10 protein-coding genes and 1 pseudogene are annotated in these 10,954 nt (G+C 69.5%); 3 read left to right on the top strand and 8 right to left on the bottom strand.

Annotated elements, in window-relative coordinates; translation table 11 throughout:
- Positions 1 to 797: 797 nt before the first annotated feature.
- Together ACFXI3_RS46085 and ACFXI3_RS46080 are read right to left on the bottom strand one after the other, a co-directional pair.
- Positions 798 to 1,721: an aldo/keto reductase gene (locus tag ACFXI3_RS46085; RefSeq protein WP_378408494.1), complete on the bottom strand. Its 924-nt coding sequence runs from the start codon at positions 1,719 to 1,721 to the stop codon at positions 798 to 800.
- Between the two features lie 95 nt (positions 1,722 to 1,816).
- Positions 1,817 to 2,155, bottom strand: a complete 339-nt coding sequence (locus ACFXI3_RS46080; protein WP_378408492.1) for a hypothetical protein — start codon at positions 2,153 to 2,155, stop codon at positions 1,817 to 1,819.
- A gap of 120 nt (positions 2,156 to 2,275) precedes the next feature.
- On the opposite strand from ACFXI3_RS46080, the gene ACFXI3_RS46075 reads away from it, so the two are divergent.
- Positions 2,276 to 3,181 (top strand): DMT family transporter, encoded by a 906-nt coding sequence (locus tag ACFXI3_RS46075; RefSeq protein ID WP_378408490.1) that lies wholly within the window; start codon positions 2,276 to 2,278, stop codon positions 3,179 to 3,181.
- Between the two features lie 54 nt (positions 3,182 to 3,235).
- On the opposite strand, the gene arc is transcribed toward ACFXI3_RS46075, so the two are convergent.
- Positions 3,236 to 5,038 carry a proteasome ATPase gene (gene arc, locus ACFXI3_RS46070; protein ID WP_344274157.1) on the bottom strand — a complete coding sequence of 601 codons (1,803 nt, stop codon included), beginning with the start codon at positions 5,036 to 5,038 and terminating at the stop codon, positions 3,236 to 3,238.
- Positions 5,039 to 5,376: 338 nt separating this feature from the next.
- Between arc and ACFXI3_RS46065 the strand changes: the two genes are divergently transcribed.
- Positions 5,377 to 6,243, top strand: coding sequence for a hypothetical protein (locus tag ACFXI3_RS46065; protein ID WP_378408489.1), 867 nt, complete (start codon positions 5,377 to 5,379; stop codon positions 6,241 to 6,243).
- A complete protein-coding gene (locus ACFXI3_RS46060) occupies positions 6,244 to 6,702 on the top strand; it encodes a hypothetical protein (RefSeq protein ID WP_378408488.1) in 459 nt (152 codons plus the stop codon).
- Here the strand turns inward: ACFXI3_RS46060 and ACFXI3_RS46055 are convergent.
- The 5 genes and pseudogenes from ACFXI3_RS46055 to ACFXI3_RS46035 all read right to left on the bottom strand — a co-directional run.
- The gene (locus ACFXI3_RS46055) at positions 6,699 to 7,529 is read right to left on the bottom strand and encodes a tRNA (adenine-N1)-methyltransferase (protein WP_344274147.1); all 831 of its coding nucleotides are present in this window, start codon (positions 7,527 to 7,529) and stop codon (positions 6,699 to 6,701) included. The two genes, ACFXI3_RS46060 and ACFXI3_RS46055, sit on opposite strands and share 4 nt — an antisense overlap.
- A gap of 78 nt (positions 7,530 to 7,607) precedes the next feature.
- Positions 7,608 to 8,762: a M50 family metallopeptidase gene (locus ACFXI3_RS46050; RefSeq protein ID WP_344274144.1), complete on the bottom strand. Its 1,155-nt coding sequence runs from the start codon at positions 8,760 to 8,762 to the stop codon at positions 7,608 to 7,610.
- 85 nt (positions 8,763 to 8,847) lie between these two features.
- Positions 8,848 to 9,981 carry a 4-hydroxybenzoate 3-monooxygenase gene (locus ACFXI3_RS46045; protein ID WP_378408486.1) on the bottom strand — a complete coding sequence of 378 codons (1,134 nt, stop codon included), beginning with the start codon at positions 9,979 to 9,981 and terminating at the stop codon, positions 8,848 to 8,850.
- 83 nt (positions 9,982 to 10,064) lie between these two features.
- Positions 10,065 to 10,544: a helix-turn-helix domain-containing protein gene (locus tag ACFXI3_RS46040; RefSeq protein ID WP_378408496.1), complete on the bottom strand. Its 480-nt coding sequence runs from the start codon at positions 10,542 to 10,544 to the stop codon at positions 10,065 to 10,067.
- Between the two features lie 78 nt (positions 10,545 to 10,622).
- A pseudogene (locus tag ACFXI3_RS46035) lies at positions 10,623 to 10,760 on the bottom strand (AraC family ligand binding domain-containing protein); the annotation flags it as partial.
- Between the last annotated feature and the right edge of the window lie 194 nt (positions 10,761 to 10,954).

The following is a 10,954-nucleotide window of genomic DNA, read 5'->3' as shown; positions in this document are numbered from 1 at the left end:
GGGCTGCCCGGCGTGACAGGCCGAAGGCCCCTCACGCCGGGGAGCCCCCAAACGCCGGCTAAAAGCGATCCCGCGCGCGGCGGCGGAGCCGACGCCAAAAACACAGCTTGGCGACCTACCCCGCCAACTTAGCCACAACCCTAGGCAACAACCGCTTCGCCGCGTCTTGTGCCCGCGCGGGGGTGCTTGCCGCCACACTCAACGCCGACACAACATCCCCCCGAGCCACCAACACAGCACAAGTCGAGCCCTCACGCCAAGCCCGCTGCACACTCACCCCCGGCTGCGGCGGCAACGTCACCTCAACCCCAGCACAATGCGTCCCCGCCACGACATCCTCACCGGACCGGCCCGCATACACCGTGACCTCGTGCGTCAACGCCGACCCGCTCGGATAGACCCAGCTGACCGACTTCCGCTCCCCAGCAGCCAACCCGCTCAAACACCCGGAAACCCGCCCGGACCCCGGCGCGACACCCTCCTCGGCAACGTCCGAATCAGACAACAACGCCGCCTGAGCCCGCCCCGGATCCGGTACCGCCGAAGAAGAAACCACCGGAGGATCAACGGCCCGCGACACCGGCGGCGCGGCCGGAGCACTCGTATCCGGAGCCGGATCGTCGTAATAAGTCTCGAGATTGTTAGGCCGATTGCCGCATCCAGCGAGCCCGGCCAGCGCCCCCAGCCCGACCAGCACAGCGACCGCTGGCACCTGCCGACGACGCACGTTGCCCCTCCGCGCTCAATGTTGCCCGTCCGCCCCGGGCCATGCTGGGCCCCGAGGGTAATGCAATCGCTCAGCTCCACCCGAGGTGGGATCGATGCACCCAGTACTCGCGCGCGTCCTGCGCGAGTTGTCCCAGGACAGCGCAGTCCTCGTCGCTCAACCGGACCCGCGTGGCGGCGAGGTTCGCGGTCAGCTGCGCCGGGCTCGACGGACCGATCACCGCCACCGGTGCCCACTCCTGCCCGAGCACCGCGGCCACCGCGATCGCGTCCGGGCCGACGCCATGTGCCCCGGCGATCCGCCGCAGCGGCTCCGGAGCCTCCGCAACCAGCCGCCCGTTCGCGAGAGTTTCCTTGACCAGCACCCGTTTTCCAGCCGCTTTCGCCTCGGCCAGCGCCGCCCCGACCGAAGGCTCGAACACATTCCACGTCGACTGAACCGACGAAAACACCGGCCGCCCGCCCGATTCCAGCTCGAACGCCCGCCGCACCACATCCGCCTGCGCCGGCCCGGAGGTAGAGAACCCAACCTCGACCCCGGACCCGGAAAGCCCGGCCAGCGCGTCAATCAACGCCGGATCAGTGAAAAGTGGACTGTCCACAGTGAGCGAATGAACCTGGTACAGATCCACGTGCCCCGCCAGGAACTCCCGCGTCTGCGCCCACTGCTCACGAAACCGCGGCAGCGTGTGTTCCTTGACCTCGTGAACATCCGCGTCAAGCTGCCACTCGCCCACGTAGCGGTAGCCCCACTTGCTGGACACAGTCACGTCCCGGTGCCCGCGTTCAGCCAACCAGCTGCCGAGAAACTCCTCCGAACGGCCGTAAGACCGCGCGACGTCGACCCATCGGACTCCCGCCGCATACGCCGCGTCAAGCACCTCGTGCGTCGCGGCCCGCATCGACGGAACGTCACGCACTTCCGGCAAGTCCCGCCCCAGATTGATGTACGCCGGACGGCCGAGCGCGGCCAGCCCCACCGCGATGCGGTCCATCGGGATCTCCCTGTCTTCAGCGGTATTCGGGAATGGTCGGGCGAGTTTAGGCGAGGCAACGTGGAGCGTTTTTTCATCGCCAGATGTATAGGTCGTTATACACTTTGTTTGCGCCGAAGGATGGCGAGCCATTGGCCGGAGTTTTGGGCTTGCCGGTGGAGCTTTTCGAGGCGGGCCGCGGGCGCGCGGACGTAACCTTTGCCGAACACGGGCGCGATTTGGCGAAGGCTGGCTCCCTCCTCCCGGGCGGCCAGCAGTGCCCAGTCGGAAGCGTCGGCGCAGGCCGCGGACGCGCGGCGCAGTTCCCCCAGCAGGTCGATCAGGTCGTTCGCGTTCAGCTCTCCCGCCTGGACGGCGGCGGCGGTCGTTTCGAGCCAGGCCAGTACGTCGGCTTCGGTGATCGGCGGGCGCGGGCGGGCGTTGTCTTTGCTCACGCGGCGCAGTATAGGGCGTTATACACCGGCGGTGAACACAGTGACCGAAACCTGCTGGACTCCGGGCGTGGCGCGGACGTTGACTGGCCGCAGCAGTCATCCGGCCGTTTCGGAGGTTCAGTGAGGTTCGGCATCGCCGCCCGCTTCGTCGCGCTCGCCGTCGTGTGGGGCGCCAGTTTTCTGTTCATCAAGGTGGGCCTGGAGGGGCTGTCGCCGGCTCAGGTCGCGCTTGCCCGGGTCGCGCTGGGCGCGCTGACGCTCGGGGCGTTCCTGGTGCTGCGCAGGCGATCGCTTCCCCGCGATCCCGCCCTGTGGGCGCATCTCGCGGTGGTTTCGCTGCTGTTCTGCGTCGGCCCGTTCCTGCTGTACTCGTGGGCCGAACAGTACGTGGCGTCGGGGCTCGCCAGCATCTTCAACGCCACCACTCCCCTGCTGACCATGCTGTTCGCCGCGGCCGCCCTGCCCGCCGAGCGGCTCACGCGCCCGAAAACCGCCGGGCTGCTGATCGGTTTCGCGGGCGTGCTCACGCTGGTCGGCGTCTGGCGCGGGATCGACCTCAGCCACGAAGTACTGGCTCAACTCGCCTGCCTCGGCGCGACCACCTGCTACGGCATGGCTTTCGTGTATCTGCGGAAGTTCGTGTCGCCGCGCAATCCGGACCCAGTGGTCGTCGCCTTCGGGCAAACCGGTTTCGCCACCGTCATTCTGCTCGCCGCCACACCGGTGATCGCCGCGCAGCCGGTGCACCTGAACCTGGCCGTGGTCCTGTCCATGCTCGCGCTCGGCGTGCTGGGCACCGGCGTGGCCTACACCTGGAACACCGCCATCGCGACTGCCTGGGGCGCGGCCAACGCTTCTGCTGTGACCTACCTCACTCCTGTGGTCGGCGTTCTGCTCGGAGTGCTGGTCCTCGACGAGCCGGTGCACTGGAACGAACCCGTCGGCGCGCTGCTCGTGGTGCTCGGGATCCTGGCGTCGCACGGGCGGCTTTCCCGCACGCGGCAACCGGTCCTGGAAGGGGTCTGAAACGGCCTGTGGGGCCGCCGGAAGGATCCGGCGGCCCCACAGGTTCGCGGTGCGCTACAGGTACTGACCGGTGTTCGTGGCGGTGTCGATCGCCCGCCCCGATTCCTGGTTCTTGCCGGTGACGAGCGTGCGGATGTAGACGATCCGCTCGCCCTTCTTGCCGGAGATCCGGGCCCAGTCGTCCGGGTTGGTGGTGTTGGGCAGGTCCTCGTTCTCCGCGAACTCGTCGACGATCGCGTCCAGCAGGTGCTGCACGCGCAGGCCGGGCTGCTTGGTCTCCAGCACCGATTTGATCGCCGACTTCTTCGCCCGGTCCACGATGTTCTGGATCATCGCGCCCGAGTTGAAGTCGCGGAAGTACAGGACTTCCTTGTCCCCGTTGGCGTAGGTGACCTCCAGGAACCGGTTCTCGTCGCTCTCCTCGTACATCCGCTCGACGGTGTGCTGGATCATCGCGTCGAACGTCGCCTTCTGGTCCCCGCCGAACTCCGCCAGGTCGTCGGCGTGGATCGGCAGGCCCTCGGCCAGGTACTTCGAGAAGATGTCCTTCGCGCCTTCGGCGTCCGGCCGCTCGATCTTGATCTTCACGTCGAGCCGGCCCGGCCGCAGGATCGCCGGGTCGATCATGTCCTCGCGGTTGGAGGCGCCGATGACGATGACGTTCTCCAGCCCCTCGACGCCGTCGATCTCCGACAGCAGCTGGGGCACGATCGTCGTCTCCACGTCCGACGACACGCCCGAGCCGCGGGTGCGGAAGATCGAGTCCATCTCGTCGAAGAACACGATGACCGGGGTGCCCTCGGAGGCCTTTTCCCGCGCCCGCTGGAAGATCAGCCGGATCGACCGCTCGGTCTCGCCGACGAACTTGTTCAGCAGCTCCGGGCCCTTGATGTTGAGGAAGTAGGACTTGCCGTCCGCCTGGTCCCCGCGAGCCTCGGCGACCTTCTTGGCCAGCGAGTTCGCCACCGCCTTCGCGATGAGCGTCTTCCCGCAGCCCGGAGGGCCGTAGAGCAGGACGCCCTTCGGCGGGCGCAGCTGGTACTGCTCGTACAGGTCCGCGTGCAGGAACGGCAGCTCCACGGCGTCGCGGATCTGCTCGATCTGCCGGGTCAGGCCGCCGATGTCCTCGTAGCGGACGTCCGGCACCTCCTCCAGCACGAGGTCCTCGACCTCGGCCTTCGGCACCCGCTCGTAGGCGTAGCCCGCCTTGGAGTCCACCAGGAGCGAATCGCCCGGTTTGAGCGGCTGCTCGGAGAGCGGACCGGAAAGCAGGACGACCCGCTCCTCGTCCGCGTGGCCGACCACGAGAGCGCGCGTGGCGCCGCCCTCGACGTCCGGTGCGAGCACTTCGCGCAGCGCGCACACCTCGCCGGTGCGCTCGAAATCGCCTCCTTCGACGACCGTGAGCGCCTCGTTGAGCCGCAACGCCTGCCCGCGCCGCAGCGACGAGACCTCCACCGCGGGCGACACCGAGACGCGCATCTTGCGCCCCGCGGTGTAGACGTCCACCGTGTTGTCCTCGTACGCCTCGACGAAGACCCCGTAGCCGCTCGGCGGCTGGGCCAGGCGGTCGACCTCTTCGCGGAGGGCGAGCAGCTGGCCCCGCGCCTCGCGCAGGGTTTCGACGAGTTTCGTGTTCCGCTCGGTGAGCTGACTCACCCGTTCCGACGCCTCTGCGAGACGTTGTTCGAGAACGCGGTTCTGTCGCGGGGAATCGGTGAGCCTGCGGCGCAGCAGCGCCACTTCTTCCTCGAGAAAACGGATCTGCCGGGCTTGTTCCTCTGGTGTCTGCCCTGCTCCGCCGGTTGCTGAAGGGTCGGCCTCCTCGCGCCGACCTCCGGGAAGGTCATGATGCATCGGGCACCTCCTCGGAGTGCTTTTCATTCCACGGTACCGGCGATCACCGACAAGAAAAGGCCTTTCCGCATCACAAGACCGGCGCGTCGCGCTTTTTCTTCCGGCCAGCACGGCCGCGAGCGCAGCGCAAGCGGCCGATTCGGTGCCGCGGACGGGAATCCGCTCCGCGCGGGTTTCCGCAACGCGGAACTGAACGCACTGCGGATGCCCCGCGACGCGTCCCGCAAACCCGACTTGCGGGTTGGCTGCGCGGAAACGAGCGCGGCTGGCTAGCATCCCCGGGTGGCCGCGCTTCGCGCGTGGCCAGGACTTTCGTTCGCACGGCAGGGGGAACCGAGATGACTTATCCGCCGCAGCAGCCCGGCGGCTACGGACAGCAGCCGAACCCGTACGGGCAGCAGCCCGGCGGCCAGCAGCCGTACGGGCAGCCTCAGCAGGGCGGATGGAACCAGGGCGGGCAGCCGCCGCAGGGCCCGCAGTCCGGCGGGTTCCCCTCCGCGCCCGGTCCCGGTCAAGGCCCCTACCAGGGCGGATACCAGCAGCCCGGCGGCCCCCAGCAGTACGGTCAGCAGCCGGACCAGTTCGGGCAGTTCGGGCAGCAGCCCGGGCAGCCCGGCGGTCCGTTCGGGCAGCAGCCGGGCGGCCAGTTCGGCGGGTTCGGCGAGGAGCCGCCGAAAAAGAAGAAGACCGGCCTGATCGTCGGCATCGTGATCGCCGCGGTGGTCCTCCTCGGCGGCGGGACCGGCCTGGTCATCTGGCTCACCGGCGACAGCAAGGACAACAAGAACGCCGCCCCGCCCGCGTCGTCCTCGGCTCCGGTCGCCAGCCCGCAGTCCAGCGGCAGTTCGTCGTCGTCCCCGTCGAGCACGTCCTCGTCGGGCTCGAGCAGCGGCAACTACCCGGCCGCGTCCGGTGCGAAGCCCACCTCGGGCGAGCTGTTCGACGCCGCTTCCGCGGCGTACAACAGCTCCGACACCGACGGGCTGTACTCGCTGCTCTGCACCAGCCTCACCAAGGGCCAGAAGCCGACCGACAAGATGCCCTCGGGCATCCACTTCGAGCTGACCGGCAGCCCGCAGGAAAGCGGCGACCAGGCCACGGTGAAGTACCACGTCACCACGTCCACGAAGACCGCCGACGGCACCCTCACCGCCCTGCGCCAGGGCGGGGCCTGGTGCCTCGGGAAGGTCAGCACGGACCACTAAGTGAGACGCCGGCTCAGCACGGCACTCGTCCTGCTCGCGGTCGTTGTCGCGGGCGGTGTCCTCGGCCTGGTCCTGATCGGCCTGCCGGGGCCCGCCCGCACCACCACGGAACCGCCCGCTCCCCCGCCTCCGCCGCGAAGCAGCGCGTCCCAGAGCCCCGCGCCGGCGGTGGATCAGGCCGCGGTAGCCACGCTGGCGCGCACTCTCGTGGAGGCGATCACGCGCGCCGACTCCGCCGAATTCGGCACTCTCACTTGCAAACCGCAAACTGCGGCGGCGTTGAAGGAGCTCCAGGCGAAATGGGACGCCGCGGGACCGCTTCGCGTCTCACTCGCCGGACAGCCGGCGATCGCGGGCGACGACGCGACCGTGACTGTCCGGGTCGAAGGCACCGGCGGGCACAAGGACACGCCGTTCCCGCTGCGTCGCGAGAACGGCCGTTGGTGCGTCCCTGGTTAGCCTTTGCCCTTGCTGGGCCGTCGTGAAACACGCGGCGACACTGTGCCGTCGGCCAGACGCCGTGCGGTGAGCAGGAAAGCGGTGTGCGCGACCATCCGGTGGTCCGGCCGCACCGCGAGGCCGACGACGTGCCAAGGCCGCATCAGCGTCTCCCACGACTCCGGCTCGGTCCAGCACTGCTGTTCCCGCAGCGATTCCGTGACGCGCGACAGCTGGGTGACAGTGGCGACGTAGACCGTCAGCACTCCGCCGGGCACCAGGTGCGCGGCGACGTTCGGGAGCTGGTCCCACGGCGCGAGCATGTCCAGCACGACCCGGTCGACCTCGCCGGTGTGCGTGGCCAGATCGGCGACGGTGAGCGTCCAGTTGTCCGGCTTCTCGCCGAAGAACTTCGTGACGTTGCGCTCGGCGTGCTCCGCGTGGTCGTCGCGGATCTCGTACGAGAACACCTGTCCGGCCGGACCGACCGCGCGCAGCAACGAGCAAGTGAGCGCGCCCGAACCGGCACCGGCTTCGAGGACGCGTGCGCCCGGGAAGATGTCGCCCCACATCACGATTTGCGCGGCGTCCTTCGGGTAGATGACCTGCGCGCCGCGCGGCATCGACAGCACGTAGTCCGGGAGCAGCGGCCGCAGCGCGAGATACGTGCTGCCGCCCGCCGAAGTGACCACGCTGCCCTCGGGACGGCCGATGAGGTCGTCGTGCGCGAGGGCGCCGCGATGCGTGTGGTACTCGCCGCCGTCGGCGAGCGTGAGGGTGTAGTGCCTGCCTTTCGAGTCCGTCAGCTGAACCCGGTCACCTGCACGAAACGGTCCGCTGACCGACAACTTCTTCCTCCACTGCAAACCCGGAACGCCGACGTCGAATCCTCGCAGGTCGTCCCGCGCGCGTCGTGCGCGGGTGCCTCACTGAGCGCGACGGCCCTGCATCAGCGCGGTCCGCAGGTCCTCCCGGCGCAGCACCCCGGCGGGCCGGCCTTCGTCGTCGACCACGAGGAACTGCCAGGCAGGCGTCTCCCGCACGCGCTCGGCGATCTCCTCCCCCGGTTCCGAGGCCAGCAGCACGGTCTCCGCGCGGATCGGCTCGGCGGCCTGCTCCGCGGGCGCGTGCGGACTGATGCTCGCCAGCTGCTGCGCCGCTTGCTCGTCCAGCAATCCCGCCGCGACGCCGTCCGCGCGCACCAGCACGACTCCCCGGCCTGCCGACGCGGCCAACGCGTCGGAAACCGGGCTCTCCGCGGGCAGCTGCAGCACGGGACGCACCAAATCGGACAGTTCCAGCCCGGCGGGCCAGCCGCGGCGGGCTTCGGCGGCGAGCTCGGACCTCGCGCCGAGGATCACGAACCACGCCGTCACGACGCACACGCCGAGCCGCAGCCAGCGGTCCGGGCTCTGCATCGCCAAGCCGAGCAGCGCCCAGACGATCAGCCCGGTCGCGACCAGCGCACCGCCGGCGACCGCGGCCTTCGTTCCCTTGGCCCGCAACCCGGTCATCGCCCAGACCCCGGCGCGCACGAGCCGTCCGCCGTCCAGCGGCAAGCCTGGCAGGAGATTGAACAACCCGACCGCGAAGTTGGCCACCGCGCACTCGGCGACCAGCAGCCACACCGCGCCGTCCGGCGGGACCGCGAACAGCAGCAGCGAGCAGAATCCGCCCAGCACCAGCGAAACCGCCGGACCCGCCGCGGCGACCAGCCCTTCCTGCCCCGGCCGTCGCGGCGTACGGGCCACTTCGGACAGTCCGCCGAGGAGGAAGAGCCGCAGCCGCCGGACCGGAATCCCGAGCCGCAGCGCGACGAGGCAGTGCCCCAGTTCGTGCGCGAGCACGGAAAGCCCGAGCAGCACCGCGAACGCGGCGGCGAGCAGCCAGGAGGTCGGCGTCGAAACGTCCGGGAGCAGTCGCCCGACCAGCGGCGCGTAAAGCACCACGATGACGAGCGACCCGATCCACCACGACGGGGCGAGCAAAACGGGCACCCCGCCGACCCGGAACAGCAGCAGACCGCCGTCCCCGCCGGCGCGCCGAGCGGGCCCGGCACCGTGCTGACTGGTCGCGGCCATGCCGGACAGCGTAGGGGGCCGGGTGTGGGAAGCCGGTGACCCGGTCGCCCCGGACGGGTGGTGTCGGTCTCGCCGAGCGGCAAGGTCAGGCGGGCTTCGGCTCGACGAGGTTCTCCAGATTCGCCCGCGCCACCTGTTTCCGGAACTCCCCGCGGTACGAAGCGTCCCCGGAATCGTGCACCGCGTCGGTCATCCACATCGCCGACGCCTGCCGCTCCCAGACGTGGGCCAAACAGGCGTCCGAGTAGCCCTCCAGCAGACTCGGATCGCCCTTCTCCACCTCGCCGGCGATCGCCCGGGCAAGCACTTCCGCGTCATGCAGCGCGAGGCTCATTCCCTCCGCGCTCATCGGCGAAATCAGATGCGCCGCGTCCCCGAGGAGACACAGCCTGCCGTAGCGCATCGGGCTGAACACCACCCCGCGCAACGGCACGACCTGCTTGGTGGCGATCGGCCCCCGTACCACTGCCGAGCCGAACCGCGCGTCGAGTTCGTCCCAAACCCGATCGTCCGGCCAGTCGCCGACTGTGTCGTCCACCGGACACTGCAGGTAGACCCGGCTCGCTGCCGGCCCACGGGTGATCCGCGCGGCGAACCCCCGCGAATGCACCGCCATCACGGCCACCGGATCAGCAGGCACCCCCGTCATCGCGGACAACCAGGCGTAACCGAACTCGTGGCTGTGGCAGGTGAGAAACCCGTCCGGAACCGCCGTCCGGCTGACGCCCTGAAACCCGTCCGCGCCCGCGACGAACTCGCAGCTGATCGCCTTGTCCCGATAACGCACCCGAGGCCGATCAGTGTCAAGCCGCTCCAGCACGACGTCCTCCGCCCCGAACCGGAGATCGCCGCCGTCCCGCAGAAAGATCCGGATGAGGTTCCGCACGAGGACCTGCTGCGGAATGAACGCACCCGCCCCGTCCTCGTCGACGTCCATCCGCCACGCCCGCCGCTCGCCATCGACGATCAGCGGCAACACCACGTCCGACGGCCCGCCCCCGTGCCCCTCGACAGCCTCTCCGACTCCCCACTCCCGCAGCATCCGCACCCCGCGCCCGTCGAGCGAACCCGCTCGCTGCCGCTGCTCGACGTACTCCCGGCTGTGCTTTTCCAATACCACACAAGGGATCCCGCTGCGCAGGAGAAACGTGCCGAGCGCAAGCCCCGCGACCCCGCCGCCGACAACAACCACCGTGGTTTGCTCGTCTGTCCGACTCATGATCACCACTGTCTTCGAGCCCGCCGCCCGCGCCCACCGCCAACCAGGCAGCCGATAACGAAAACCCGCCAACTTCCTCCCCGCTACTCCCCGCGCCCGCGCAACTCGGCCTGATACCGCCCCGGCGTCTGCCCCACCAGCGCCGTGAACGCCCCGATGAACGCCGACGGATTCGACCACCCGCAGCCCATCGCCGTGTCGGTCACCGACGCCCCCTCGGTCAGCCGGAACAACGCGTGATGCACCCGCAACACCGTGCGCCAACGCTGAAAACTCATCCCGAGATCGCTGTGGAACAACCGGCTCAGCGTCCGCTCGCTGGCCCCCGCGACCCGCCCCAGCTCAGCCAACGTCTCGCCCCGCCCAGGCTCCTCGTGCAGCAACTCCGTGACGACCCGCAACCGATCGTCCCGAGGCTCCGGAAGACGCAACGTCTCCCCCGGCACCTCCCCCAACTCGTCGATCACCACAGCCCGAACCCGCCGAGCCGCCTCGCCAGACCGCGCCCCGTCCCCGGTCAACGCCAAAATCCCGGCCCGCGACAACGGCGAAACCACAAACACCCCAGGCCTCCGGTCCAGCGCCCCGCACTCCTCAGCGGGAACAGCCAAAATCCGGGTGTCAGTCCGCCCGTAAAACCGATGCGAGTGCACAAACCCAGGAGGAGTCCAGGCAACCCGATCCGCAGGAGCCACCCAAGTCCCGAACTCAGTCGTAGTGCTGAAGACCCCCCGAGCCGCATAAACCAACTGCCCATTCGGATGAGAATGCCTCCCCATCCGAAACCCCCGAGGCAACCACCCAGCCCCCTGCGGAGTCATCCCAGCCGGTACTGCCACCACACCCATTCCCCGACCCTACCGACGTCCGCGTCACCTTCTCGCCCCTTCTGGCCAGCGAACTTCGCCCAACTAAGCCCCGGCGCGGGATCGCGTCGGCGTCCGGAGGGTCAGCGTGTACGGCCCCCAGGCCG

The organism is Amycolatopsis sp. NPDC059235 (genome assembly GCF_042754125.1).
Taxonomy (GTDB): Bacteria; Actinomycetota; Actinomycetes; order Mycobacteriales; family Pseudonocardiaceae; genus Amycolatopsis; species Amycolatopsis albidoflava.
The sequence above is the reverse complement of the archived record's forward strand: the minus strand, read 5'-3'. Positions and strand labels throughout refer to the sequence as shown.

Coding starts and splice junctions, on each gene's coding strand:
- arc (WP_344274157.1), bottom strand. CDS start 5,038: ATGCATCATGACCTTCCCGGAGGTCGGCGCGAGGAGGCCGACCCTTCA.
- ACFXI3_RS46085 (WP_378408494.1), bottom strand. CDS start 1,721: ATGGACCGCATCGCGGTGGGGCTGGCCGCGCTCGGCCGTCCGGCGTAC.
- ACFXI3_RS46050 (WP_344274144.1), bottom strand. CDS start 8,762: ATGGCCGCGACCAGTCAGCACGGTGCCGGGCCCGCTCGGCGCGCCGGC.
- ACFXI3_RS46045 (WP_378408486.1), bottom strand. CDS start 9,981: ATGAGTCGGACAGACGAGCAAACCACGGTGGTTGTTGTCGGCGGCGGG.
- ACFXI3_RS46065 (WP_378408489.1), top strand. CDS start 5,377: ATGACTTATCCGCCGCAGCAGCCCGGCGGCTACGGACAGCAGCCGAAC.